This window comes from Pseudomonas marginalis, assembly GCF_001645105.1.
Classification (GTDB): Bacteria; Pseudomonadota; Gammaproteobacteria; order Pseudomonadales; family Pseudomonadaceae; genus Aquipseudomonas; species Aquipseudomonas petroselini.
Map to the genome: position 1 here is coordinate 107,367 of NZ_LKEG01000026.1, position 26,097 is coordinate 133,463.

Annotated in this window: 27 protein-coding genes; 7 read left to right on the forward strand and 20 right to left on the reverse strand. The window is 61.8% G+C overall.

The features are described 5' to 3' along the window. The first annotated feature begins 80 nt into the window (after window positions 1–80). From dnaX to AO064_RS05490, 5 genes are all read left to right on the forward strand, one after another. Complete coding sequence (gene dnaX / locus AO064_RS05470) at window positions 81–2,147, forward strand: DNA polymerase III subunit gamma/tau (RefSeq protein ID WP_064052667.1); 2,067 nt, start codon at window positions 81–83, stop codon at window positions 2,145–2,147. A gap of 42 nt (window positions 2,148–2,189) precedes the next feature. Continuing rightward, window positions 2,190–2,528, forward strand: coding sequence for a YbaB/EbfC family nucleoid-associated protein (locus tag AO064_RS05475; protein WP_003175481.1), 339 nt, complete (start codon window positions 2,190–2,192; stop codon window positions 2,526–2,528). Window positions 2,529–2,661: 133 nt separating this feature from the next. Continuing rightward, window positions 2,662–3,696, forward strand: a complete 1,035-nt coding sequence (locus tag AO064_RS05480; protein WP_046036433.1) for an NADP-dependent oxidoreductase — start codon at window positions 2,662–2,664, stop codon at window positions 3,694–3,696. 65 nt (window positions 3,697–3,761) lie between these two features. Continuing rightward, window positions 3,762–4,364, forward strand: a complete 603-nt coding sequence (gene recR / locus AO064_RS05485; protein WP_015885312.1) for a recombination mediator RecR — start codon at window positions 3,762–3,764, stop codon at window positions 4,362–4,364. A 239-nt stretch (window positions 4,365–4,603) separates the two neighbouring features. Beyond that, window positions 4,604–5,752, forward strand: a complete 1,149-nt coding sequence (locus AO064_RS05490; protein ID WP_064052668.1) for an acyl-CoA dehydrogenase family protein — start codon at window positions 4,604–4,606, stop codon at window positions 5,750–5,752. 129 nt (window positions 5,753–5,881) lie between these two features. Here AO064_RS05490 and AO064_RS05495 read toward each other — a convergent pair whose 3' ends face one another. Together AO064_RS05495 and fnr are read right to left on the reverse strand one after the other, a co-directional pair. Then, entirely contained in the window at window positions 5,882–6,430 is a 549-nt protein-coding gene (locus AO064_RS05495; protein ID WP_015885310.1) for an adenine phosphoribosyltransferase, read from the reverse strand. Between the two features lie 106 nt (window positions 6,431–6,536). Then, window positions 6,537–7,271, reverse strand: a complete 735-nt coding sequence (gene fnr / locus AO064_RS05500) for a fumarate/nitrate reduction transcriptional regulator Fnr (RefSeq protein WP_064052669.1) — start codon at window positions 7,269–7,271, stop codon at window positions 6,537–6,539. A 153-nt stretch (window positions 7,272–7,424) separates the two neighbouring features. Here fnr and AO064_RS05505 point away from each other — a divergent pair, with 153 nt between their 5' ends. Next, window positions 7,425–7,892 (forward strand): FlxA-like family protein, encoded by a 468-nt coding sequence (locus AO064_RS05505; protein ID WP_064052670.1) that lies wholly within the window; start codon window positions 7,425–7,427, stop codon window positions 7,890–7,892. On the opposite strand, the gene hemN is transcribed toward AO064_RS05505, so the two are convergent. From hemN to ccoN (AO064_RS05585), 16 genes are all read right to left on the reverse strand, one after another. After that, the gene (gene hemN / locus AO064_RS05510; protein WP_064052671.1) at window positions 7,893–9,275 is read right to left on the reverse strand and encodes an oxygen-independent coproporphyrinogen III oxidase; all 1,383 of its coding nucleotides are present in this window, start codon (window positions 9,273–9,275) and stop codon (window positions 7,893–7,895) included. A gap of 101 nt (window positions 9,276–9,376) precedes the next feature. Next, window positions 9,377–10,060, reverse strand: a complete 684-nt coding sequence (locus AO064_RS05515; protein ID WP_015885306.1) for a sulfite exporter TauE/SafE family protein — start codon at window positions 10,058–10,060, stop codon at window positions 9,377–9,379. Next, a complete protein-coding gene (ccoS, locus tag AO064_RS05520; protein WP_064052672.1) occupies window positions 10,053–10,271 on the reverse strand; it encodes a cbb3-type cytochrome oxidase assembly protein CcoS in 219 nt (72 codons plus the stop codon). Before ccoS ends, AO064_RS05515 begins: the two co-directional genes overlap by 8 nt. 22 nt (window positions 10,272–10,293) lie before the next feature. Further along, a complete protein-coding gene (locus AO064_RS05525; RefSeq protein ID WP_064052673.1) occupies window positions 10,294–12,738 on the reverse strand; it encodes a heavy metal translocating P-type ATPase in 2,445 nt (814 codons plus the stop codon). Window positions 12,739–12,849: 111 nt separating this feature from the next. Beyond that, a complete protein-coding gene (locus AO064_RS05530) occupies window positions 12,850–13,389 on the reverse strand; it encodes a FixH family protein (protein WP_015885303.1) in 540 nt (179 codons plus the stop codon). Between the two features lie 21 nt (window positions 13,390–13,410). Further along, a complete protein-coding gene (gene ccoG / locus AO064_RS05535; RefSeq protein WP_015885302.1) occupies window positions 13,411–14,838 on the reverse strand; it encodes a cytochrome c oxidase accessory protein CcoG in 1,428 nt (475 codons plus the stop codon). Between the two features lie 207 nt (window positions 14,839–15,045). After that, on the reverse strand, window positions 15,046–15,456 hold the full coding sequence (locus AO064_RS05540) for a type II toxin-antitoxin system VapC family toxin (RefSeq protein WP_064052674.1): 411 nt from the start codon (window positions 15,454–15,456) through the stop codon (window positions 15,046–15,048). Further along, the gene (locus AO064_RS05545) at window positions 15,456–15,710 is read right to left on the reverse strand and encodes a type II toxin-antitoxin system Phd/YefM family antitoxin (RefSeq protein WP_010208555.1); all 255 of its coding nucleotides are present in this window, start codon (window positions 15,708–15,710) and stop codon (window positions 15,456–15,458) included. Before AO064_RS05545 ends, AO064_RS05540 begins: the two co-directional genes overlap by 1 nt. A 171-nt stretch (window positions 15,711–15,881) precedes the next feature. Continuing rightward, on the reverse strand, window positions 15,882–16,859 hold the full coding sequence (gene ccoP / locus AO064_RS05550) for a cytochrome-c oxidase, cbb3-type subunit III (protein ID WP_015885301.1): 978 nt from the start codon (window positions 16,857–16,859) through the stop codon (window positions 15,882–15,884). Continuing rightward, a complete protein-coding gene (locus AO064_RS05555) occupies window positions 16,856–17,041 on the reverse strand; it encodes a CcoQ/FixQ family Cbb3-type cytochrome c oxidase assembly chaperone (RefSeq protein ID WP_003175465.1) in 186 nt (61 codons plus the stop codon). Before AO064_RS05555 ends, ccoP (AO064_RS05550) begins: the two co-directional genes overlap by 4 nt. Window positions 17,042–17,047: 6 nt before the next feature. Further along, window positions 17,048–17,656, reverse strand: a complete 609-nt coding sequence (ccoO, locus tag AO064_RS05560) for a cytochrome-c oxidase, cbb3-type subunit II (protein WP_003193167.1) — start codon at window positions 17,654–17,656, stop codon at window positions 17,048–17,050. After that, the gene (ccoN, locus tag AO064_RS05565; RefSeq protein WP_015885300.1) at window positions 17,656–19,098 is read right to left on the reverse strand and encodes a cytochrome-c oxidase, cbb3-type subunit I; all 1,443 of its coding nucleotides are present in this window, start codon (window positions 19,096–19,098) and stop codon (window positions 17,656–17,658) included. Before ccoN (AO064_RS05565) ends, ccoO (AO064_RS05560) begins: the two co-directional genes overlap by 1 nt. A 452-nt stretch (window positions 19,099–19,550) precedes the next feature. Further along, a complete protein-coding gene (gene ccoP, locus AO064_RS05570; RefSeq protein ID WP_064052675.1) occupies window positions 19,551–20,498 on the reverse strand; it encodes a cytochrome-c oxidase, cbb3-type subunit III in 948 nt (315 codons plus the stop codon). Next, a complete protein-coding gene (locus AO064_RS05575) occupies window positions 20,495–20,695 on the reverse strand; it encodes a cbb3-type cytochrome oxidase subunit 3 (protein WP_010208563.1) in 201 nt (66 codons plus the stop codon). The genes ccoP (AO064_RS05570) and AO064_RS05575 overlap by 4 nt, the downstream gene beginning before the upstream one ends. Before the next feature lie 3 nt (window positions 20,696–20,698). Then, window positions 20,699–21,307: a cytochrome-c oxidase, cbb3-type subunit II gene (ccoO, locus tag AO064_RS05580; protein ID WP_017735321.1), complete on the reverse strand. Its 609-nt coding sequence runs from the start codon at window positions 21,305–21,307 to the stop codon at window positions 20,699–20,701. A 10-nt stretch (window positions 21,308–21,317) separates the two neighbouring features. Then, window positions 21,318–22,742, reverse strand: a complete 1,425-nt coding sequence (gene ccoN, locus AO064_RS05585; protein WP_064052676.1) for a cytochrome-c oxidase, cbb3-type subunit I — start codon at window positions 22,740–22,742, stop codon at window positions 21,318–21,320. 79 nt (window positions 22,743–22,821) lie between these two features. On the opposite strand from ccoN (AO064_RS05585), the gene AO064_RS05590 reads away from it, so the two are divergent. Then, window positions 22,822–23,514, forward strand: coding sequence for an alpha/beta family hydrolase (locus AO064_RS05590; RefSeq protein WP_064052677.1), 693 nt, complete (start codon window positions 22,822–22,824; stop codon window positions 23,512–23,514). Between the two features lie 101 nt (window positions 23,515–23,615). Here the strand turns inward: AO064_RS05590 and AO064_RS05595 are convergent, their stop codons facing one another. After that, window positions 23,616–25,181: a methyl-accepting chemotaxis protein gene (locus tag AO064_RS05595; RefSeq protein ID WP_015885295.1), complete on the reverse strand. Its 1,566-nt coding sequence runs from the start codon at window positions 25,179–25,181 to the stop codon at window positions 23,616–23,618. Between the two features lie 73 nt (window positions 25,182–25,254). Beyond that, window positions 25,255–26,046, reverse strand: a complete 792-nt coding sequence (locus AO064_RS05600; RefSeq protein WP_064052678.1) for a CPBP family intramembrane glutamic endopeptidase — start codon at window positions 26,044–26,046, stop codon at window positions 25,255–25,257. Between the last annotated feature and the right edge of the window lie 51 nt (window positions 26,047–26,097).

A 26,097-nucleotide genomic window follows, 5' to 3' on the forward strand; every position in this document is an offset into this window, starting at 1 on the left:
TAGGCGAGCGTGCCGGATGCAATTTCCCCCTTGCTCCGCTAGCATTACCGGCTTCCGCTTCCCAGTTGCGACGGTTTTCGATGAGTTATCAGGTTCTTGCACGTAAATGGCGTCCGCGCTCGTTCCGCGAAATGGTCGGCCAGACCCATGTGCTCAAGGCTCTGATCAATGCCTTGGACAGCCAACGGCTGCACCACGCCTACCTGTTCACCGGTACTCGGGGCGTGGGCAAGACCACCATTGCGCGCATCATCGCCAAATGCCTGAACTGTGAAACCGGTATCACTTCGACGCCCTGCGGCACGTGCTCGGTGTGCAAGGAAATCGACGAAGGGCGTTTCGTCGACCTGATCGAGATCGACGCCGCGAGCCGCACCAAGGTCGAAGACACCCGTGAGCTGCTCGACAACGTGCAGTACGCGCCAAGCCGCGGCCGCTTCAAGGTCTACCTGATCGACGAAGTGCACATGCTCTCCAGCCACTCCTTCAACGCCTTGTTGAAAACCCTGGAAGAGCCGCCGCCCTACGTCAAATTCATCCTGGCCACCACCGACCCGCAGAAACTTCCTGCAACGATTCTGTCGCGGTGCCTGCAGTTCTCCCTGAAAAACATGACCCCCGAGCGGGTGGTCGAGCATTTGACCCACGTGCTGGGCGTCGAGAACGTACCGTTCGAAGACGATGCCCTGTGGCTGCTCGGCCGCGCCGCCGATGGTTCGATGCGTGACGCCATGAGCCTCACCGACCAGGCCATTGCCTTTGGTGAGGGCAAGGTCATGGCCGCCGACGTGCGCGCCATGCTCGGTACCCTGGACCACGGCCAGGTATTCGACGTGCTGCACGCGCTGATCGAAGGCGACGCCAAGGCCTTGCTCGAGGCCGTGCGCCACTTGTCGGAGCAAGGTCCCGACTGGAATGGCGTGCTCTCGGAAATCCTTAATGTGCTGCACCGCGTTGCCATCGCCCAGGCGCTGCCTGAGGGTGTCGACAACGGCCATGGCGACCGCGACCGCGTGTTGGCCCTGGCCCAGGCGTTGCCGGCCGAAGACGTGCAGTTCTACTACCAGATGGGCCTGATCGGTCGCCGCGATCTGCCCCTGGCCCCCGACCCGAGGGGCGGCTTTGAAATGGTGCTGCTGCGGATGCTGGCCTTCCGGCCTGCCGACTCGGCAGACGCGCCGAGACAGCCGCTAAAGCCAGTGGGGATCAGCCAGGCCACAGTTGATTCCGCCAAACCAGTGGCTGGCGCGGCGGTGGTTGCGCCAGTGGTTGCTGCACCCGCGCCGGTTGCTTCGGTGCCTGCGCCTGAACCTGAGCCTGAACCAGTGTCTGCTGCGCCGGCGGTTGAGCCGGAACCGGTCAGCGCGCCTGAGCCGGTCGTCGACCTGCCTTGGAATGACCCGGTGGAGGCTGACGCCGACGTCGAGCGGGTGCCTGCCGTAGAGCCCGTGCTGGAAACCAGCGGCGAGCAGCCCGAGCTGACGCCGATGCCCACGCCGACCCCGGACAGCGTGGTGCCGGATGCCCCCGAGTGGGTGTCCGCGCCGGTCCCCGAGCCCACCGTGGCCCAGGTGGAAGCTGCCACGCCGGGCATCGACCTCGACGACGAACCGCCGCTGGACGAGGACTACATCGAGCCGGACATGGATTCGGCCTACAGTTACTTGGACGACTTGGCCAGCGAACACACCGCCGAGCCGGCCCCCGAGCCCGAGGCGGAACCCGCTGCGGCCCCGGCCACCGGCCTGGCCCTGCAATGGCTGGAGCTGTTCCCGAAACTGCCGATTTCCGGCATGACCGGCAGCATCGCCGCCAACTGCACACTGATCTCCATTGAGGGCGACCACTGGCTGTTGCACCTGGACCCGGCCCACAGCGCCCTGTTCAACGCGACCCAGCAACGCCGCCTCAACGATGCACTGAACCAGTATCATGAGCGCCCGCTGACCATCACCATCGAGCTGATCAAGCCCGAGCAGGAAACCCCGGCCCAGGCCGCGACCCGCCGGCGTATCAACCGCCAGCGCGAGGCCGAGGATTCGATCCAGGGTGATCCACTCATCCAGCAAATGATGCAACAGTTCGGTGCGGTCGTCCGTCACGATACTATTGAACCCGTCGAAGCCCCGGTGCCTCAGGCGTCATAACACCGGGCTACTAATTGATCCACGTACTTTGAGGTGATTCCCATGATGAAAGGTGGCATGGCCGGCCTGATGAAGCAGGCGCAGCAGATGCAGGAAAAGATGGCCAAGATGCAGGAAGAACTGGCCAACGCCGAAGTCACCGGTAAAGCCGGTGGCGATATGGTCAGCGTGGTGATGACCGGTCGTCACGACATCAAGCGCGTGAGCATCGACCCAAGCGTCCTGCCGGGCGTTGGCGAAGATGACCTGGAAATGCTCGAGGCGCTGTTCGCCGCGGCCGTTAACGACGCCGTGCGCAAGATCGAAGCCAACAGCCAGGAAAAAATGGGCGGCGTGACCGCCGGCATGCAACTGCCACCGGGCATGAAGCTGCCGTTCTGATCGATGTGTTTTAGCTACACTCCACTGCCAGGCCACGTGCCTGGCATTTTTTTGTGTGCCAATTGGATCGAACCCTGGTACGCCACGCAGGGTCTGCACCCTATACCGATACATTCGATAAAGGAGCCCCCTCATGCCTCAAGAACCGATCCTGAACCAGCGCATTGTCCTGGTCTCACGCCCTCAAGGCGCACCGACCCCGGAAAATTTCCGCCTGGAGCGTGTGAATCTGCCTGACTTGGCTGACGGCCAGGTCCTGCTGAAAACCCTGTACCTGTCCCTCGACCCCTACATGCGCGGACGTATGAGCGATGCACCGTCCTACGCAGCTCCGGTGGAAATCGACGAAGTGATGACCGGTGGCGCTGTCAGCCGTATCGAACAGTCGCGTAACCCGAAATTCGAAGTGGGCGACCTGGTCGTCGGCGCTACCGGCTGGCAGAGTCATAGCATTTCCGATGGTCGCAACCTGATCCCGGTGCCTAGCGGCCTGGCGAGCCCGTCCATGGCCTTGGGTGTGTTGGGCATGCCGGGTATGACCGCCTACATGGGCCTGATGGACATCGGGCAGCCCAAGGCGGGCGAAACCCTGGTGGTCGCCGCAGCGTCCGGCGCGGTGGGCTCGGTGGTGGGGCAGGTGGCCAAGCTCAAAGGCTTGCGTGTAGTGGGCATCGCAGGGGGCGCCGACAAATGCCGCTACGTGGTGGACGAATTGGGCTTTGATGCCTGCGTCGACCACAAGAGTGCGAATTTTGCCGATGACTTGGCCCAAGCGTGTTTCAACGGTGTGGACATCTATTTTGAAAACGTCGGCGGCAAGGTCTTTGATGCCGTGATGCCGCTGCTTAACCCCAAGGCGCGCATTCCGTTGTGCGGCCTGATCGCCGGCTACAACGCCCACGAGGCGCCCAGCGGTCCTGACCGGTTGCCCGCACTGCAGCGTACGTTGCTGACCAAGCGTGTGCGCATCCAGGGCTTTATCGTGTTCGATGACTACGGTGATCGCCAGCCGGAGTTCCTCAGCGCCATGGCGCCGTGGGTGCGCGATGGCAAGATTAAATTCCGCGAGGATGTGGTCGACGGCCTGGAGCAGGCACCCGAGGCCTTTATCGGTTTGCTGGAAGGGCGCAACTTCGGCAAGTTGGTGGTGCGCGTCGCGCAGGATTGAGGATTTGACGCTAATCCGGGGCGCGGGTATAAACCGCGTCTCGTTGTTTTGTCGGACCATTGCCCATGAGCTTCAGCCCCCTGATTCGCCAACTGATCGACGCCCTGCGCACATTGCCGGGTGTCGGCCAGAAAACCGCCCAGCGTATGGCGCTGCAATTGCTCGAGCGTGATCGCAGCGGCGGCACCCGGTTGGCCCAGGCCCTGAGCCAGGCTATGACCGGCGTGGGCCACTGCCGCCAGTGCCGCACCCTCACCGAGGAAGAGCTCTGCCCGCAATGCGCCGACCCGCGCCGCGACGACACACTGCTGTGCGTCGTGGAGGGGCCCATGGATGTCTACGCGGTAGAGCAGACCGGCTATCGTGGGCGCTACTTTGTGCTCAAGGGCCACCTGTCGCCGCTGGACGGCCTTGGCCCGGAAGCCATCGGCATTCCGCAACTGGTGGCGCGCATCGAAGAGCAGGGCACCTTTACCGAAGTGATCCTGGCCACCAACCCGACGGTGGAAGGTGAGGCGACCGCGCATTACATCGCCCAATTGCTGACCAACAAAGGGCTGATCACCTCGCGCATCGCCCACGGCGTGCCGCTGGGTGGCGAGTTGGAGTTGGTGGATGGTGGGACGCTGGCGCATTCCTTCGCCGGGCGTAAACCCATCGCCCTCTAAAGACCACCGCACTACAAATGTGGGAGCTGGCTTGCTGTGGTGAGCGGGCTTGCTGTGGTGAGCGGGCTTGCCCCGCGCTGGGCTGCGAAGCAGCCCCATTAGATTTGCTGGGAGACTGGTTCCTTCACCACAGCAAGCCCCTTCCACATCGCGTTTGTGCCATTAGCAATCGCTGAGTACGGCTTGATAACCAAGCAAGCGCTTGGTAATTTCCCTCCACCCCCCCGTGGAGTTTGCCGATGTCTGCCTACCTGGACTACTTCGACCCCAGCCACCAATTGGTCCGCGACAGCGTGCGTCGCTTTGTCGAGCGTGAGCTGTTGCCAGGCATCGAGCAGTGGGAGGAGGCGGAAAGCTTTCCCCGCGAGCTGTACCTCAAGGCCGGCGCGGCGGGGATTCTCGGCATCGGTTATCCCGAAGCCCTGGGGGGTAGCCATGAAGGCGATCTGTTCGCCAAGGTGGCCGCCAGCGAGGAGTTGATGCGCTGCGGCTCTGGCGGTGTCGTGGCGGGGCTGGGGTCGTTGGATATCGGCCTGCCGCCCGTCGTCAAGTGGGCCCGGCCCGAGGTGCGCGAACGGGTGGCGCCGCAAGTGCTGTCGGGCGAAAAGATCATCGCCCTGGCGGTCACCGAACCGGGCGGCGGTTCCGATGTGGCCAGCCTGCAGACCCGCGCCATTCGTGACGGTGACCATTACCGCGTCAGCGGCAGCAAGACCTTCATCACCAGCGGCATCCGCGCCGATTTCTACACCGTGGCCGTGCGCACCGGCGGGCCGGGCTTTGCCGGTATCAGTCTGCTGCTGATCGAAAAAGACACCCCCGGTTTCAGCGTCGGCCAGCCGCTGAAGAAAATGGGCTGGTGGGCGTCGGACACGGCTGAATTATTCTTCGACGATTGCCGCGTGCCCGTAGGCAACCTGATCGGTGCCGAGAACATGGGCTTTGCCTGCATCATGGGCAACTTCCAGAGCGAACGCCTGGTCTTGGCCCTGATGGCCAACATGACCGCGCAAATGGCCTTGGAGGAAAGCCTCAAATGGGCGGCCCAGCGCGAAGCGTTCGGCAAGCCTATCGGTAAATTCCAAGTGCTCAAGCATCGCCTGGCAGAGATGGCCACTGCCGTAGAGGTCTCCCGCGAATTCACCTACCGCCAGGCGGCAAAAATGGCCGCAGGTATCAGCGTGATCAAGGAGATTTCGATGGCCAAGAACCTGGCCACCGACACCGCCGACCGCGTCACCTACGACGCGGTGCAGATCCTCGGTGGCCAGGGGTATATGCGCGGCAGCCTGGTGGAGCGGCTGTACCGTGACAACCGCATCCTGTCCATAGGTGGCGGTACGCGTGAAGTGATGAATGAGATCATCAGCAAGCAGATGGGGTTGTGATGTGCAGTGCTGCGGATGGCCTCATCGGGGGCAAGCCCCCTCCCACATTTGATCGTATTCACAACATATGAATGTGTGAACCCAACTAAATGTGGGGCTTGCCCGCGAAGAGGCCGGCCCAGGTAAACCTTAACGTTCAGTCAACGCAAACTGCGTCAAGCAAAACGTCGGAATCCCCATCTCTTCCAACCGCTGCGAGCCACCCAGCTCCGGCAGATCAATAATCGCCGCCGCTTCGAAGATCTTCGCCCCCATGCGCCGCACCAGGTTCGCCGCGGCGATCAGGGTGCCGCCGGTGGCGATCAAATCATCGAACATCAACACCGAGTCGCCCTCGCACAGGCTGTCCGCGTGCACTTCCAGGAAGGCCTCGCCGTACTCGGTCTGATAACCCTCGGCCAGCACGTCGGCGGGCAGCTTGCCCTGCTTGCGGAACAGGATCAGCGGCTTGTTCAGTTGGTAGGCGATGATCGAGCCGATCAGGAAGCCCCGTGCATCCATCGCGCCGATATGGGTGAAGTCGGCTTCGACATAACGCTGGGCAAAGCTGTCCGCTACCAGGCGCAGGGCGCGGGGCGATTGGAACAGGGGAGTGATGTCACGAAAGATCACCCCAGGCTTGGGGAAGTCGATGACGGGGCGGATCAGGGATTTGATGTCGAACGAATCGAAGGTCATCGTCGAAGAGTCCTGGGCTGGAAACGGACTCGAAGTATACCTGCGACCTCGCCGATTGGCGCGCCGCAGGTGTCTGGATCAACCCTTCTCTTAACCTTCGAGTGTCTCAACCTTCGAGCGAACCACCGGCCAGTGCACACAGCTGGATCGGGTCGAGGATATGCACTTCCTTGCCTTCGGCGGCAAGCAGTGAGTTCTGCTGGAAGCGGGTGAATACGCGGGACACGGTTTCCACCGCGAGGCCCAGGTAGTTGCCGATTTCATTGCGCGACATGCTCAGGCGGAACTGGTTGGCCGAGAAACCACGGGCACGGAACCGTGCGGACAGGTTGACCAGGAACGTGGCGATGCGCTCGTCGGCGGTTTTCTTCGACAACAGCAGCATCATTTGTTGGTCGTCGCGAATCTCGCGGCTCATCACCCGCATCAGCTGGCGACGCAGTTGCGGCAATTGCAGGGCCAGTTCGTCCAGGCGTTCGAAGGGGATTTCGCACACCGATGTGGTCTCCAGGGCCTGGGCCGACACCGGGTGAATCTCGGTGTCCATGCCCGACAACCCCACCAGTTCGCTGGGCAGGTGGAAACCGGTGATCTGCTCTTCGCCGCCATCGCTCAGGCTGAACGTCTTCAACGCACCCGAACGCACTGCATAAACGGAATCGAACTTGTCGCCCTGGCGAAACAGAAACTCGCCTTTTTTCAGCGGGCGACCGCGTTTAACGATTTCGTCCAGCGCTTCCATGTCTTCCAAATTCAGTGAAAGTGGCAAGCAGAGGGGGGCCAGGCTGCAATCCTTGCAATGGGCCTGGCTGTGAGCGCGCAGTTTAACTGGCTCGGACATTTCTTAAATCCTTGTGGGAAAACACACATAAGACGTAAGGGTAACGCACTGGGTGGCAGTGAGGCCAGCCTGTACAAAAAAACGACAGCCGTATAAAGCTTTTTGTATCGAGGTCGATACAGCAGGCATACCTATTTAGCCGGAGCCTGGATCATGTCTGTTATAGCCGCCTACAACCCTGCCATCCGCATTCCGACTGTGCCGGATGCAAAACCATTGGCTGAGGCCAAGGAAGAAGCACCAGGCGCTGAAACGGCTACTGCACCCAAGGTGGTTGAAGGTGTGACCGTGACTATTTCCGCCGATGCCTTCAAAGCCGCTGGTGCGGCGAAAAGCTCCAATGCGGATATCGATGACAGTGGTTTGGACGACAACGTCAAACAGGTGCTGAAAATGATCCGCCAACTGAAACAGCAGATCGCCGAAAAACAGGCCGAACTGGCGGCAGTCGCGGCGGCCAATAACCTCTCGCCCGAAGAGGCTCGAGCCAAGACCAGTGCTCTGCAAAGCGAAATCAGTGCTTTGCAGGCGGGCCTGATGTCGGCTCAGACCTCCCTGGCCAAGTCGATGAAAGGTATGAGCGCCAACGACTCGATGAAGGCCGCCTCGTTGTCGATGTAATCAGATCACCCGTGAAAATCGTTGCCGATTCTGGTGCTCCAGGTAGGCATCGAACACCATGCACACCGACCGCACCAGCAGTCGCCCGGCGGGCAATACACGAATGCCCTGGGCGTCGAGTTCGATCAGGCCATCTTCGGCCATTGCCTGGAGTTGCGGCCAGATCTCCTCGAAATACCCACGAAAATCAATGTTGAATGCCTGCTCGATCTTCTCGAATGCCAGGCTGAAATTGCAGATCAGCTGCTGAATCACTTCCCGTCGCAAGCGATCGTCCGTGGTGCAGACCAGCCCGCGGCTGGTGGCCAGTTGCGCGCCCGCCAAGGTGTTCTGGTAGCCGGTGAGGTCACTGCTGTTCTGGCAGTAAAGATCACCGATCTGGCTGATCGCCGACACCCCGAGCCCGATCAAGTCGCAATGGCCGTGGGTGGTGTAGCCCTGAAAGTTGCGTTGCAGGGTGCCTTCTTCCTGGGCGATGGCCAGTTCGTCGTCCGGCAGGGCGAAGTGGTCCATGCCGATGTAGCGGTACCCGGCCTGGGTCAGTTGCTCGATGGTGGTTTGCAGCATCAGCAGCTTTTCCGCCGGGGAGGGCAGGTCGTCGGTGTTGATGCGCCGCTGGGGCATGAAGCGTTCCGGCAGGTGGGCGTAGTTGAACACCGACAGGCGGTCCGGTTGCAACTTGATCACTTCCTCTACCGTGCGCGCGAAGTTGATGGGCGTTTGCTTGGGCAGGCCGTAAATCAGGTCGATATTGATCGAGCGAAATTGCAGCGTACGTGCCGCATCGATCACCGCGCGGGTTTCCTCCAGGCTTTGCAGGCGATTGACGGCCCGTTGCACCTCGGGGTCGAGGTCTTGCAGGCCGATGCTTACGCGGTTGAAACCCAGCTCACGCAGCAGGCCCATGGTGGCCCAGTCGGCTTCACGCGGGTCGATCTCGATGCCGTAGTCGCCGGAATCATCATCCAGCAGGTTGAAGTGCTGGCGCAGGCAGTTCATGACCTGGCGCAATTCGTCGTGGCTGAGAAAGGTCGGCGTGCCGCCGCCGAAGTGCAGCTGTTCCACCGGTTGTTTCGGGTCGAGGTGGCAGGCCACCAGCTGGATTTCCTGCTCCAGCCGTTGCAGGTAGGGCAGGGCGCGGCCGCGGTCCTTGGTGATCACCTTGTTGCAGGCACAGTAATAGCAAATGTTGGCGCAGAACGGCACATGCACATACAGCGACAGCGGCCGCGCGGCCTTGCGGCTCTCACGCAGGGCGTGGAGCAGGTCAAAGGTGCCGACCTGGCTGTCGAATTGTACGGCGGTGGGGTAGGACGTGTAGCGCGGTCCCGCCAGGTCGTAACGGTGAATCAGATTGGTGTCCCAACGAATGGCGTCGAGCATGCGGGCGCTCCCCCGGATAGGCTAGTGGGCCGAGTCTAGGGGCTGGCCGGGGGGCGCACCTTGATTTGCATCAACAGGGAGCGGCGCTATGCCACAGCGCGTTAGTGGCCCATCAACCAGTGCTGATGCGGACCGGGCAATGTCCATATGCCGAACAGCATCACCAGCAGCCCTCCGGCCATGCGCACGCTGCGTTTGCGCAATAGCGCCGTGACGCGCTCAGCCGCCAGGCCAGTCGCCAACAGCACCGGCCAGGTCCCCAGCCCGAACGCCAGCATCAACAGGCCGCTGTCCAGCGCATTGCCCTGGCTGGCCGCCCACAGCAACGTGCTGTAGACCAACCCGCACGGCAACCAACCCCACAACGCGCCCAGCAGCAATGCGCGCGGCAGGCTGGAGACCGGCAACAAACGACCGGCCACGGGCTGGATATGCCGCCACAGGCCGCGCCCGAGGCTTTCGATGCGGGTGAGGCCGCTCCACCAGCCGGCCAGGTACAGGCCCATGCTGATCAACAACAGCCCGGCCAGTACGCGCATGAACATCGCCGCCGGGCTGTTCGCCACCGCCCAGCCGGCCAGGCCGATCAACACCCCGGCCGCGGCGTAGCTGAGCACTCGGCCCAGATTGTACGCCAGCAGCAGTTGAAACCTGCGGCCACGCTGTTCCTTGGGAATCGCCAGGGTCAGCGCGCCCATCAGCCCGCCGCACATGCCCAGGCAATGGCCGCCGCCGAGCAGGCCGAGGATCAGCGCGGAGACCAGCAGCGGCGCCAGCTCAAGCATGGGGCGGGTCTTTGGGCTTGGACGGGTGTTCGGCGTCGTTGGCTTCGTCGATGGCAGCCAGGTGGTTCGGGTCCTGGTCGTCGAACAACACGCTATGGGCCGGGCCGTCGAGGTCGTCGTACTGCCCGCTGTCCACGGCCCAGAAGAAGATGTAGATGGCCACACCCACTAATAGCAGCGCCGCCGGAATCATCACGTATAAAGCTGGCATCTGCACTCCATGCTCGCGCGGTTCACACCGGCAGCGGGCGGGTTACTGAGGGGGCTCGGGCCGCCGGCGCGCTCGGCAGGCGAGTCAGGCGCAGGGCGTTGAGCACCACGGTCAATGAACTGAGGGACATGCCGATCGCGGCCCAGATGGGGGTGATCCAGCCCAGGGCGGCAAACGGCAGCATAAGGCCATTGTACAGCCCGGCCCATAGCAGGTTTTCAATGATCACCCGGCGGGTGCGCCGTGCCAGGGTAAAGGCGTGTACCAGCGCGTCCAGTCGATTGGACAGCAGCACGGCATCGGCGCTGGTCTTGGCCAGGTCCGTGGCCGTGCCCATGGCCACGCTGATGTCGGCGGCGGCGAGTACCGGCACATCGTTGACCCCATCGCCGAGCATCAGCACCTTGCGGCCTTCCTTGTGCAGGTGTTGCAGCACGCGCAGCTTGTCATCCGGGCGTAGGCCGCCGTGGGCTTCATCGATACCCAGCTCGGCGGCGACGCTGGCGACCATCGGCGAACTGTCTCCGGACAGCAGCAGCGTGCGCCAACCGCGCGCCTTGCACGCGGCCAGCAACGCAGGGGCGTCGCTGCGCAGGCGGTCGTCGAGCACAAACCAGGCCAGGGCGCCTTCGCGGTCGCCCAGCAGCAGCCATTGGCCGGATAGCTCCGGCGCAGCGGGAATCGCGCAGCCACTGAGTTCGCAGACAAAGCTCGGTTGACCAATGCGCAGTAGGCGCTCGCCCACGCGGCCTTCAAGGCCCAGTCCTGGTGAACTGAGCACCTCGTCGGCAGCCAGCGGTGCACGCCCAAAGGCACGCGCAATCGGGTGTTCGGAGCGGTTTTCGAGGGCGGCGGCGAGGCTCAGGCACAGGTCGGTGCTCAAGCTGCCCAAGGGCCGGATCGCTCTCAATGCCAGGCGCCCTTCGGTGAGGGTGCCGGTCTTGTCGAAAATCACCGTATCGATCTGGTTCAGCCCTTCCAGCACATGGCCACGGGTCAGCAGCAGCCCCAGTTTGTGCAAGGTGCCGGTGGCGGCGGTGAGGGCAGTGGGCGTGGCCAGGGACAATGCACAGGGGCAGGTCGCTACCAGCATCGCCAGCACAATCCAGAACGCCCGTGACGCGTCCAGCTCCCACCACAGCAGACCGATCAGCGCGGCCGCGATCAGCGAGCACAACAGGAACCACTGCGCGGCGCGGTCGGCGATCTGCGCCAGGCGCGGTTTCTCGGCCTGGGCCCGTTCCAGCAGGCGCACGATGGCGGACAGGCGCGTGTCATGACCCAGGGCGCGGACTTCGACGGTCAAGGCACCTTCGACGTTAAGGGTGCCCGCCGTGACCGCATCCCCGGTTTGGCGCGGTTGCGGCAGGTACTCCCCGGTGAGCAGGGATTCATCAATGCTCGATTGGCCGTCGAGGATCACACCGTCCGCCGGCAGCACCGCGCCAGGATGCACTAGTACACGGTCGCCCAGCGCCAGTTCGGGGAGCAGGATGCGTTCACTCTGGCCATCGGCCTTGAGTCGCAGGCAGGAGGCGGGCAGCAGGTTGACCAACTGCGCGGTGGCTGCGGCCGTACGCTCCCTGGCGCGGCGCTCAAGGTAGCGACCGGCCAGCAGGAACAGCGCAAACATGCCCACCGCATCGAAGTACAACTCACCCACACCGGTGATCGCGGTCCAGATCCCCGCCAGGTACGCACCGCCGATGGCCAATGACACCGAGACATCCATGGTCAGGTGGCGCGTGCGCAGGTCGCGCATCGCACCCTTGAAAAACGGTGCGCAGCTGTAGAACACGATGGGCGTGGTGAGAAACATCGCCACCCAGCGCAGGATCACATGCAGCTCCGGGCTCAGGTCGATATTGAATTCCGGCCAGGTGGCCATGGTTGCCATCATCGCCTGGAACCACAACAGCCCGGCCACACCCAGTTGGCGCAGGGCCAGGCGGTTTTCTCCGGCCAGTTGCTCGGCGGCGCGGTCGGCTTGATAAGGGTGGGCGGCGTAGCCGATATGGCGCAGCTCACTGAGCAGCTGGCTCAGCGGCAGTTGCCCATCCGCCCAGCGCACCTGCAAGCGGTGGTTGGACAGGTTCAGCCGCGCCTCGGCCACGGCGGGCAGGCTGCGCAGGTGTTTTTCGATCAGCCAGCCGCAGGCGGCGCAGCTGATGCCTTCCATCAGCAGGGTGGCTTCGGCGAGGTCGCCTTCGTGGCGCACAAAGGGTTTTTGCACGTCGGCGCGGTCATACAGCGCCAGCTCGTCCAGCAACTGCACCGGCAGCGTTTCGGGGTTGGCCGAGGCTTCACTGCGGTGCTGGTAATAGCTTTCCAGGCCCCCGGCCACAATCGCTTCGGCCACGGCCTGGCAGCCGGGGCAGCACAGCTCGCGGCGCGCACCGAGTATCACGCTGGTAAACCGGCTGCCGGAGGGGACGGGGAGGGCGCAGTGGTAGCAGGGGGTGGTCATGATCTGGAATCTATAGGGGCTGGGAGGGCCTCATCGTGGGCAAGCCCACTCCCACAGGGGACCGCGATCCAGGGGGAGCGGGCTTGCCCGCGATGCACGAAGCGCAGGTGTTTATTTTTTCAGGTCTTCGGCACCCTGCAACGGTTCATCACCCAGCAGCAAGTCTTTGTCGTGGCTGACCTGTTCTTCCTCGAACATGCGCCAGGTGCGATCGCCTTCCACACCGAGCAACTCGACGAAGCGCCGGCCTTCGACCTTATCGGTGACTTGGCCGATGTAGCGGCCGGGTTCGCTGTCGCTGCGGGCCAGGTTGATCTTGCGATCCTTCTCTGGCTGGGTCGGGGAAATCAGGTTCAATTCCAGGGTGGTCGGGTTGCTGTTGCCGGTGAGGTTCACCTCGACTTCACCGGTCAGCTCATCCAGGTGCACCTTGGCGCGCAGTTGCAGGGTCTGGGCCAGCAGCTCGCGGTCCAGGGAACGGTTGATGCCTTTGCCGGCCTCGTAGTAGTTGTCGTTGACCAGGTTGTCCGGGTTATTCACCGCGATGGTCACCATGGACAAGGTCAAGGTCACCGAGCAGGCCAGGATCCCAATGATGATCCAGGGCCAGAGGTGCTTGTACCAAGGGCTTGCGGCAGTTGCTACGGACATTGTTCGGTTCTCTGTTAGCGATTAGCGGACTTGGGGGCCGATGAATCGGCTCTTGGCTTCAATGTGGACACTGGCGTCATCGGCATCGGTGAGGATGAATGTCACCTCGTTGGTGCTCGACGGCAACTGTTCCGGCGCACTCGACAGCTCCACCGGCATGCTGACGATATCGCCGGCAGCCACCTTGATTTCACGACGGCCTTGCAGCTTGAGGTCCGGCAAGCCCGCGGCATCGAGCACGTAGGTGTGGTCGCGCTGGTCCTTGTTCATGATCTTCAGGCTGTAGACGTTTTCGATACGGCCTTCGGCGTTCTCGCGGTACAGCACACGGTCCTTGCTTACGTCGAAACCCACCAGCGAGCGCATGAAGAATGCCGCCGCCAGCAGGCCCATCATCGCCAGCAATACCAGGGCGTAACCGATCAGGCGCGGGCGCAGCTTGTGGGTTTTCTGCCCCGACAGGTTGTGCTCGGTGGTGTAGCTGATCAGGCCGCGCGGGTAGTCCATTTTGTCCATGATGTTGTCGCAGGCGTCGATACAGGCGGCGCAGCCGATGCACTCGATCTGCAGGCCGTCGCGGATGTCGATACCGGTCGGGCACACCTGCACGCACATCGTGCAATCGATGCAATCCCCCAGGCCCTGAGCCTTGTAGTCGATGCCTTTTTTGCGCGGGCCACGCACCTCGCCACGGCGTGGGTCGTAGGAAACGATCAGGGTGTCCTTGTCGAACATCACACTCTGGAAGCGCGCGTACGGACACATGTAGATGCACACTTGTTCGCGCAGCCAACCGGCGTTGCCATAGGTGGCGAGGGTGAAGAAGCCGACCCAGAAATACGACCAGCCATCGGCCTGGCCGGTGAAGAACTCGAACACCAGTTCGCGGATGGGGGAGAAGTAGCCGACGAAGGTCATACCGGTGACAAAACCGATCAGCAGCCACAGGGTGTGCTTGCTGAATTTGCGCAGGAATTTGTTGGCGCCCATCGGCGCTTTATCCAGCTTGATGCGCTGGTTGCGGTCGCCTTCGGTGACCTTTTCGCACCACATGAAGATCCATGTCCATACGCTTTGCGGGCAGGTATAACCGCACCACACGCGACCGGCGTACACGGTGATAAAGAACAGGCCAAACGCCGCAACAATCAAAATACCTGAGAGCAGGATGAAGTCCTGGGGCCAGAAGGTCGCGCCAAAAATAAAGAACTTACGTTCGGGCAGATTCCACCACACGGCCTGGTGGCCACCCCAGTTCAGCCACACGGTGCCGAAGTAGAGCAGGAACAGGCCGGCACCGCCGAGCATGCGCAAATTACGGAACAGGCCGGTGAAGGCGCGGGTGTAGATTTTCTCTCGCGAGGCGTAGAGGTCGACGGTTTTACTGTCGGAACCGTTTGTGTGTTTGGCAGGCGGGGTAACGTCATGTACCGGTATCTGGTTGCTCATCATTGCATCCCACGGCGGTGGAGATTTGCCTCGGCCAGTACGTGCCAACCGGGGTCAAATGAAGGGTGTTGCAGTGGCTTAATGATACGCCCCCGATAGTACGTCAAGGGTGCGACCTTTGGTCGCGTTGGGTGAAATCAATTGATGGTGTACGTGATCTGGATCAATTGACTTGGGAAGTATGGACGGTTTTTGCAGCCAAGCCGGTTATTCGTCCCATGGATTAATCAGTGAAACGCCACTGGATTTGAAGTCACTGACGTTGCGCGTCACAACGGTGAGGCCATGAACCAAGGCGGTAGCGGCGATCAGCGCATCACCTTCATTGGCCCGATCTGGAACATGCAAATGTGCGCAACGCAGTGCGACCGCAGCGTCAACAGGCAGGATTCGGGTATCGAAAGCGGGCATCACATGGCGTTTGAGCCAGGTACGCAATACCTTCCCCTGCGCCGGGTCTCGCCGCTCTATGCGCAGGACTCCGGTCTCCAGTTCTTTAAGCGTTATCGCAGAGATAAACATGCGTGGAGCGATGACACTCTTTGCCCATGCGACCACCTTTGCGTCGGCGTGGGGTTTGCGAAGTTCAGAAATAACATTAGTGTCGAGTAGATACATCAAGAGAGGTCCACAGGTCGATGAGTGATCACGGCGCGTTCGGTTTCGAAGTCGATATCGGCCGCTTCTGGCATCACTAGCAGATCAACGATGTCGGCATTGAGCCCTGTCAGTTTCTGGTAGTCCTCAATGCTTAGCAGTACATGGGCCGGCTTGCCGCGATCGGTGATAAAAACCGGCCCTTGGCGGGCTGCTTTTTTGGCACCACTTGTGTCTTGGTTGAATTCGCGGCTGGAAATGGTGGTGATGGTCATGGGGGAGCCCCCTTTATATGGCTGGATGTAGTTACGTTACTACTTGGTTGTTGCAGGTCGCAAGTGTGAGGCTACGAGTGGTAGCGGGTACCTGCTTACAGAGTCTTCGAAAGCCAGAATGAACAAAGCCCCGCCAGCTTTCGCTGCGCGGGGCTTTGATGTTTCGAGGTCTTACTGCTCTTCAGCCTTCTTATCCCCATGGGACAAGCTGTAAACATAGGCTGCCAGCAAGTGCACCTTGTCGTTCCCCTGCAGTTGCTCCTGCGCAGGCATCTGGCCCTGGCGGCCCCAACGGATGGTCTGTTGCAGTTGGGCGAAGCTCGAACCGTAGATGAATGCACCCGGGTGGGTCAGGTCGGGTGCGCCCATGGCGGGCGTGCCTTTACCGGCCGGGCCGTGGCAGGCCACGCAGTTGGCGGCGAAGAGTTTTTCGCCGTTGGCCACGTCGGCTTTCACCCCTTCCGGCAGTTTGCGCCCGTCGAGGTTGGTGACGACGAACGCGGCCACATCGCTGACGCCTTGTTCCTTGAGGATATCCAGCCAGGCGGGCATCACCGCATGGCGGCCCTTCATGATGGTTTCCTTGATGGTGGCCGGGTCGCCGCCCCAACGCCAGTCGGCATCGGTCAGGTTGGGAAAGCCGTAGGCGCCCTTGGCGTCGGAACCGTGGCACACCGAGCAGTTGGAGGCGAACAGGCGGCCACCCATCTTCAAGGCTTGCGGGTCCTTGGCGACTTCTTCAATGGGCATCGAGGCGAATTTGGCGAAGATCGGGCCGAACTTAGCGTCCGACCTGGCCATTTCCTTTTCCCATTCGTGCACGCCGGTCCAGCCGGTCTGGCCGTTGGCGAAGGGGGTTTGCTTGTCGTTGTCGAGGTAGTTGTAGCCCGGCAACAGGCCCTTCCAGTTGCCCAGGCCGGGGTACAGCGCCAGGTAGCCGAGGGCGAAGATGATGGTGCCGACGAACAGCATGAACCACCATTTGGGCAGCGGGTTGTCGTACTCCTCGATGCCGTCGAACGAGTGGCCGACGGTCTCGTCGGTTTGCTCGGCGCGCTGGCCCTTGCGGGTCGACAGCAGCAGCCAGGTCAGGGCGAAGATGGTACCCAGGCTGAGGACTGTGACGTACAGACTCCAGAACGTAGTCATTCTTTGTTACTCCTAGAAGCTTGCTCGACGTGCTTGATGGCTTCGGGATCATCCGCAAAAGGCAGCAAGGTCGCGTCTTCAAACTCCGACTTGCGCTTGGGGCTGAACACCCACAACGCCAGGCCGATAAAGGCCACCATCACCACAACGGTGCCCAAGCCACGAATCATCCCGATATCCATGAAGAATCACCGTTTGCTTTTGATGATGGTGCCAAGGCCTTGCAGGTAGGCCACCAATGCGTCCATTTCGGTCTTGCCCTTCACGGCTGCGGCTGCACCGGCGATGTCTTCGTCGGTGTAGGGCACGCCCAGGGTGCGCAAGACTTCCATCTTCTTCGCGGTGTCCTTGCCGTCGAGCTTGTTTTCCACGAGGAACGGGTACGCCGGCATTTTCGACTCAGGCACCACGTTGCGCGGGTTGTACAGGTGCGCACGCTGCCAGTCATCGGAGTAACGCCCGCCCACACGGGCCAGGTCCGGGCCGGTGCGCTTGGAACCCCACAGGAACGGGTGGTCCCACACGCTTTCACCGGCGACCGAGTAGTGGCCGTAGCGTTCGGTTTCGGCACGGAACGGGCGGATCATCTGCGAGTGGCAGCCGACACAACCGTTGGCGATGTAGACGTCGCGGCCTTCCAGTTCAAGCGCGGTGCGCGGCTTCATGCCTTCGACCGGTTTGTTGGTGACGTCCTGGAAAAACAGCGGAACGATCTGGGTCAAGCCGCCGATACTCACGGCGATGACCATGAAGAAGGCCAGCAGGCCGATATTCTTCTCGACTACTTCATGCTTCATCAGTGGGCTCCCACAACGGCGATCTTGGCGGCGGCTTCGGCTTCTGCAGGGTCCGAGGCACGCACGGTGCGCCAGACGTTGTAGGCCATGAACAGCATGCCGGTGGCAAAGAACGCACCGCCCAGGGCGCGGACGATATAGCCCGGGTGGCTGGCTTGCAGCGCTTCGACGAAGGAGTAGGTGAGGGTGCCGTCATCGTTGATCGCACGCCACATCAGGCCCTGGGTGATGCCGTTGACCCACATCGACGCGATGTAGAGCACGGTACCGATGGTCGCCAGCCAGAAGTGCGTGTTGATCAGCCCGACGCTGTGCATCTGCACGCGGCCGAACAGTCTGGGGATCATGTGGTAGATCGCGCCGATGGAGATCATCGCGACCCAACCAAGCGCGCCGGCGTGAACGTGGCCGATGGTCCAGTCGGTGTAGTGGGACAGCGAGTTGACGGTCTTGATCGCCATCATCGGCCCTTCGAAGGTCGACATGCCGTAGAACGCCAGGGATACCACGAGGAAACGCAGGATCGGGTCGGTGCGCAATTTATGCCAGGCGCCCGACAGGGTCATCATGCCGTTGATCATGCCGCCCCAGCTCGGGGCCAGCAGGATGATCGACATCGCCATGCCCAGGGACTGTGCCCAATCCGGCAGCGCGGTGTAATGCAAGTGGTGCGGGCCGGCCCAGATGTACAGGGTGATCAGCGCCCAGAAGTGCACGATGGACAGGCGGTACGAGTAAATAGGACGTTCGGCCTGTTTCGGCACGAAGTAATACATCATCCCCAGGAAACCGGTGGTCAGGAAGAAACCCACGGCGTTGTGGCCGTACCACCACTGGATCATGGCGTCCGTGGCCCCGGCGTAGGCCGAGTAGGACTTGAACAGGCTCACCGGCAACGAGGCGTGGTTGACGATGTGCAGCATCGCCGTCACCAGGATAAAGGCGCCGTAGAACCAGTTGCCCACGTAGATGTGCTTGGTCTTGCGCTTGACGATGGTACCGAAGAACACCACGGCATAGGTCACCCACACGATGGCGAGCAAAATGGCGATCGGCCATTCCAGCTCGGCGTATTCCTTGGTGGTGGTGTAACCCAGCGGCAGGGTGACGATGGCGCCCAGGATGACCGCTTGCCAACCCCAGAAGGTGAAGGCCGCGAGGCTGTCGGAGATCAGTCGCGTCTGGCAGGTTCGCTGCACGACATAGTAGGAGGTGGCAAACAGTGCACATCCACCGAAGGCGAAGATCACCAGGTTGGTGTGCAGCGGGCGCAGGCGGCCAAAGGTCGTCCATGGCAAACCGAAATTCAATTCCGGCCAAACCAGTTGCGAGGCGATGAACACCCCGAGCCCCATGCCAAGGATCCCCCAGACCACCGTCATGATGGCGAACTGGCGGACTACCTTATAGTTATAAGCAGTCGGACTGATTGCTGTGCTCATTCTAAGGTTCCACGGTTTAGGTTTTTTTATAGGTAAAATCGGCCGCAAGTATGGAGAAAGCGAGGGGCCATTGCAACGCAATGGCTGACCTGTATCAATGCGTTCCACGCCAGATTCTGCGCCCTTTCCATGTTTCGTGTAAGGATAAAATCCGAAATAGAAAGCTGATCAAGTGGACAGGATATTTATGGGGTCGCAACGGTTGTCGTTGCGTACGCCAGAATCGGTCCGCTGTGCAGGGAAGCGTAGACCCGAATGGCAGGAGGGGAAAGGTGTGCTTTGGAAGGGTGTGACACTGGGTCGCACAAGAAGGTACTGCTGTGGCGAGGGAGCTTGCTCGCGTTGGCGTGAGAAGCGCTGCCAAGATTTTGGGGCCGCTTCGCAGCCCAACGGGAGCAAGCTCCCTCGCCACAGGTAGAGTTGCCGCCCCAAGGTGGGGCGGCATTCAGAGGTTACTGGGGCTGGCTTTCTGGCGTTGCGCCATCAGCGTTATGGGACAAGCTATACACGTAGGCGGCCAACAAGTGCACCTTGTCATTACCCTGTAGCACTTCCTGCGCCGGCATCTGGCCCTGGCGGCCGTGGCGGATGGTTTGCTGCAACTGCGCAAGGCTGGTGCCGTAGATGTAACCGGCCGGTTTGGTCAGGTCGGGCGCGCCCATGGCTTCCATGCCGTGGCCTTGCGGACCGTGGCAAGCGACACAGGTGGTGTTGAACGCAGTTTGGCCTGCTGCCAAGTCAGCGCTGCTGTCAGCCGGCAACGGCAGTTTGGCCACGTCGTGACGTACATAGGCGGCGACGTTTTTCACCCCTTCATCGCCGAGCATGTCACCCCAGGCCGGCATTGCTGCATGACGGCCGTTGAGAATGGTGGTCTTGATCGCCTCGGCCGAACCGCCCCAGCGCCAGATGTTATCCGCCAGATTCGGGAAGCCAAACGCGCCCTTGGCGTCCGAGCCGTGGCACACCGCACAGTTGGAGGCAAACAGGCGACCGCCCATCTTCAACGCTTGCGGGTCTTTGGCGACTTCTTCCACTGGCATGGCCGAGAATTTGGCGAAGATCGGCCCGAACTTGGTGTCGGCCTTAGCCATCTCCTTGTCCCACTCCTTGGCCGAGGTCCAGCCGTCTTCATAGCCCGGCAACACGCCTTTCCAGTTGCCCAGGCCCGGGTAGAGGATCAGGTAGCCGACCGCGAACACCAAGGTGCCGGCGAACAGCATGAACCACCACTGGGGCAGCGGGTTGTCGTATTCCTCGATACCGTCGAAGGCGTGGCCCATGGTCTGGTCGACGCTGCCCTTGGTCTCGCCCTTACGGGTGCCGATCAAGAGCCAAGTCAGGCCGATCAGGCTGCCGAGGGTCAGTACGCAGATCCATGTACTCCAGAATAGGGTCATGGCCGTGTGCTCCTTATTGCAGGCTCTTCTTGAGCGTCGGATGGAGAAGGTTCATCGGCGAAGGGCAGCAGGCGCGCCTGCTCGAATTCCGCATTGCGCCGGTTGTTGAACACCCACAGCGACAGGCCGATAAAGGCGATGGCGACCACCAGCGTGCCGAGGCCGCGGATGGTGCCCGCATCGAATTCAAATCCCATGGCTCACCTCTTGCTCTTGATGGCAGTACCGAGCACTTGCAGGTACGAAACCAGCGCGTCCATCTCGGTCTTGCCCTTGAGGCTGGCGACGGCGCCACTGATGTCGTCGTCTGTGTACGGCACGCCGAGGGTGCGCATCACTTTCAACTTGGTCTCGGTGTGGCTGCTGTCGACGGCGGCGGTGACCAGCCATGGGTAGGCCGGCATTTTCGACTCGGGCACGACGTTGCGCGGGTTGTACAAGTGCGCGCGGTGCCAGTCGTCCGAGTAGCGAGCGCCGACGCGCGCCAGGTCCGGACCGGTTCGCTTGGAGCCCCACAGGAACGGGTGGTCCCAGACGCTCTCGCCGGCGACCGAGTAGTGGCCGTAGCGTTCGGTCTCGGCGCGGAACGGGCGGATCATCTGCGAGTGGCACTGTACGCAGCCTTCGCGGATGTAGATGTCACGGCCTTCCAGTTGCAGCGCGGTGTAGGGCTTCATGCCTTCGACCGGCTTGTTGGTCACGTCCTGGAAGAACAGCGGGACGATCTGGGTCAGGCCGCCGATGCTCACGGCGAGCACCATGAGCAGCATCAGCAGGCCGACGTTCTTTTCAATCGTTTCGTGTTTCATCATCGACTCCTCAGGCCAGCTGCGCAGTAGTGGCGGCTTCGACGGGCTGCGCGGAACGCACGGTGCGCCACGTGTTGTAAGCCATCAGGAACATGCCGCTGAGGAAGATGGCGCCGCCCACCAGCCGCACGATGAAGCCTGGGTGGCTGGCCACCAGGGTTTCGACGAAGGAGTAGGTCAGCGTGCCGTCTTCGTTGATCGCACGCCACATCAGGCCCTGGGCGATGCCGTTGACCCACATCGAGGCGATGTAGAGCACGGTGCCGATCGTTGCCAGCCAGAAGTGCGCGTTGATCAGGCCGAGGCTGTACATCTGCTCGCGACCGAAGATTTTCGGGATCATGTGGTACAGCGCGCCGATGGAGATCATTGCCACCCAGCCAAGGGCGCCGGCGTGGACGTGGCCGATGGTCCAGTCGGTGTAGTGGGAAAGGGCGTTGACGGTCTTGATCGCCATCATCGGGCCTTCGAAGGTCGACATGCCGTAGAACGCCAGCGACACCACCAGGAAGCGCAGGATCGGGTCGCTGCGCAATTTATGCCAGGCGCCCGACAGGGTCATCATGCCGTTGATCATGCCGCCCCAGCTCGGTGCCAACAGCACCAGCGACATCACCATGCCCAGCGACTGTGCCCAGTCCGGCAGTGCGGTGTAGTGCAAGTGGTGCGGGCCGGCCCAGATGTACAGGGTGATCAGCGCCCAGAAGTGCACGATGGACAAGCGATAGGAGTACACCGGACGCTCGGCCTGCTTGGGCACGAAGTAGTACATCATCCCCAGGAAGCCGGCGGTGAGGAAAAAGCCTACCGCGTTATGCCCGTACCACCACTGCACCATGGCATCCGTCGCACCGCCATAGAGGGAGTAGGACTTGGTCAGGCTGACCGGGATTTCCAGGTTGTTAACGATATGCAGGATAGCCACGGTGATGATGAACGCACCGAAGAACCAGTTGCCGACGTAGATGTGCTTGGTGTTGCGCTTGGCCACGGTGCCAAAGAACACAATGGCGTAAGCCACCCACACGATGGTGATCAGGATGTCGATCGGCCATTCCAGCTCGGCGTATTCCTTGGAGCTGGTGTAGCCCAGCGGCAAGGAGATGGCGGCCAAGAGAATGACCAACTGCCAGCCCCAGAAGCAGAACGCGGCGATCTTCGGCGCGAACAGCTGGGTTTGGCAGGTGCGTTGTACCGAGTAGAAGGAGCTGGCGAACAAGGCGCAGCCACCGAAGGCGAAGATCACCGCGTTGGTGTGCAGCGGGCGCAGGCGCCCGAAGCTGGTCCACGGCAAATCGAAGTTGAGTGCAGGCCAGACCAATTGGGCCGCGAGAAAAACCCCGAGCCCCATGCCGACGATGCCCCACACCACCGTCATAATGGCGAATTGGCGGACCACCTTGTAGTTATAGGCGGTACTTAAAGTAGTGTTCATGGTTCCCCATCCACGGTTCAACCCAAGCAGATGCGGCACTTGGGCTGGAGTTATAGGCAGACTAAAAAGCGAGGCAAGCATGGGCAAAGAGCACAAGGCCAGTATTGACGGGGATCAATGGGCGCAGTGTGTGCGCGAACGCGGCGGGTTGTGGGATGCCGCGTCGACTGCCGCGAAGGGCACGCCCGTGACGCTGATCCTGGCCCACGGCGCCGGCGCACCGATGGACTCAGCCTTCATGAACGACATGGCTGCGCGCCTTGCCGGGCATGGCGTGAACGTGTTGCGCTTCGAGTTTCCCTACATGGCCCAGCGCCGTGTGGACGGTGGCAAACGTCCGCCGAACCCGGCGCCCAAACTGCTGGAAGCCTGGCGTGAGGTGTATGCCGAGGTGCGACGTCATGTCGCTGGGAAACTGGCCGTTGGTGGCAAGTCGATGGGCGGGCGCATGGCCAGTTTATTGGCCGATGAATTAGGTGCCGATGCACTGGTGTGCCTGGGGTATCCGTTCTATGCGGTGGGTAAGCCGGAAAAGCCACGGGTCGAGCATTTGGCCGGGTTGAAGACGCCGACGTTGATCGTGCAGGGCGAGCGGGATGCGCTGGGCAATCGGGCGGCGGTGGAGGGGTATGAATTATCGCCGAGCATCGAGATGATGTGGCTGGTGGCGGGGGATCATGACTTGAAGCCGTTGAAGGCGTCGGGGTTCAGTCATGAGCAGCATCTGGAGGCTGCGGCGGTGGCAGTGGCTGAGTTTCTGTTTGCCTGCTAGGGCCCTATCGGGAGCAAGCCCCCTCCCACATTGACTGTATTCACACAGATGAATATGTGAACACCGTCAAATGTGTGAGCGGGCTTGCTCGCGAAAGCGGTCTACCGGTTAAAACGCTCTACCAGCGAATACTGAGTATTCGCGGTATGCGTCAATTCCTCACTCAGCTGCGCCGAGTTCAGCGCCTGTTCCGAAGTCTGGTCGGCCAACAGCGCAATGGTGCTGATGTTACGACTGATCTCTTCGGCCACCGAGCTTTGCTCTTCGGTGGCAGCGGCGATCTGCGTGGTCATGTCGGTGATATGCGCTACCGCCTCACTGATCCCCACCAACGCCTGATCCGCTTCCATCACCCGCGCCACGCCTTCTTCGGCCTGGCGATGCCCGGCGTCCATGGTTTGCACGGCGGCGGCGGCGGTTTGCTGCAACTTGGCGATCAAGGCGTGGATCTGCCCGGTCGATTCCGCGGTGCGCTGCGCCAGTTGACGGACTTCGTCGGCAACGACCGCAAACCCACGGCCCATCTCACCGGCACGCGCCGCTTCAATGGCGGCGTTGAGCGCCAGCAGGTTGGTCTGGTCGGCAATGCCTTTGATCACATCGACCACGCCGCCGATTTCATCGCTGTCCTTGGCCAGTTGCGTGACGGTCACGCCGGTCTCGCCCACCGCGACAGACAGGCGCTGGATCGCCTCGCGGGTTTCCCCGGCGATGTCGCGGCCACGGCCGGTCAGGCGGTTGGCTTCCTGGGTGGCGTCGGCCGTGCGCTGCACGTGGCTGGCGACTTCCTGGGTGGTGGCCGCCATCTGGTTGACCGCCGTGGCCACCTGTTCGGTTTCCACGCGCTGGCGTTCCAGGCCGCTGGAGCTGTTATGCGCCAGGGTGTTGGACTGCGCGGCCTGGTCGTTGAGGTGTTCGGCGGTGTCCTGCAAGCGCGTGAGACACGTCTTAAGACGCGCCTCCTGGCTGAGGATCGACATCTCCAGACGCGCCTGGGCGCCACGGCTGTCGGTGTACATCTGCGCGATCAACGGGTCGGAGGTGGTCTGCTCGGCCAGGCGCAGCAAACGCTTGAGACCGCGCTGTTGCCAGCTCAGACCGAGCAGGCCCAACGGCACCGACAACCCTGCCGCCAAGGCAAAGCCCCAGTGGGAGTTGAGTGACGCACCGATCATGAAGCTCAACTGGCTCACCAGGATAAACGGCAGCCAGTCCTGCAACACCGGCAGCCACTTATCGCGTTGGGGAATCGCCGACTTGCCTTGATTGATGCGTTGGTAGAGCGCTTCGGCGCGGCGGATCTGCTCGGCGGTGGGCTTGATGCGCACCGATTCGTAGCCGACCACCTGGTTGCCTTCGAAAACCGGCGTCACGTAGGCGTTAACCCAATAGTGATCACCGGTCTTGCAGCGATTCTTGACAATGCCCATCCATGGCAAGCCTTGTTTGAGCGTCGACCACATATGCGCGAAGACCGCGCCCGGCACATCCGGGTGACGCACCAGGTTGTGCGGGGCACGCACCAGTTCGTCGCGGGAGAACCCACTGATCTCGACAAAGGCGTCGTTGCAGTAGGTGATCACGCCTTTGGCATCGGTGGTGGAGATCAACCGTTGCTGAGCGGGGAAGGTACGTTCGCGCTGGGTAACGGGTTGGTTATTACGCATGATTGTTCAATCCGCAAGGCTTTCAAGGGTTGTCGGCCGGAAAACGCTTTTATTTAACTTAATTTTGCAACAATCACCCGGCCAGCATCGGGTAGGTAAACAACCCGAAGTGAAGCAGATTCAAACCAAAGTGCGTGGCAACCGCCGCGCCCAGGCCACCAAAGCGATAAGCCAAGCCATACCCCACGCCGGCGATGCTCGCCAACAGCACCCAGTGCCAGCCCGCTCCGATGTGCACCAGGCCGAACACGAGCGATGCCAGCAACAAGGCGAGGTTCTCGCCGTAAGGCAGGTGTTTGAAGCGTCGGCTCAAGCCGCCCTGTACATAGCCCCGGAACAAGGCCTCTTCCACCAGGGTCACCAACAGCAGGTTATTGAGGACCCACAGCCATGCCTGTTCCGGCCATTTCGGCGCCCAACTGATCACACCCAGCAAGGTGGCGCCGCCCAGCGCGGCGATGGCGGTGAGGGTCAGGGCCAGGGCGGCCACGCAGATCGACAGGCGCAGCGAGCGCCGCGCCACGATCCACGGGCAGGCCAGCAATAGCCAGAAGCCAATCAGCGGCTTGTCCTGGTTCAAGTACATCGAGAAGGGCACGGCATCGTCGGTGAAACGCTGCGGGGCAATGCCGCGCCCATTGTAGAAACCCGGCAGCCAATGCATCGCCAGGCTCAGGGCCAGTACGATAAACAGTCCGTGGCCGAGGTAGCGCGCCCAAGGCGTGCGTTGCTGGCGGACCGCGTAGCCGGCGATCAGCAGCAGCGCGATGGACACGCCCGCCAGCATCCCCAGTTGCCCGTAGATCAAGGCCAGCAGATAGCCGATGGAAAGAAGCGCCAGGTACAGCCAGGGCAATGCGATCATTGGGGAGTCCTTGGAAAAATCTGGGCGGCATTATAGCGAGCCGTCCCAGGG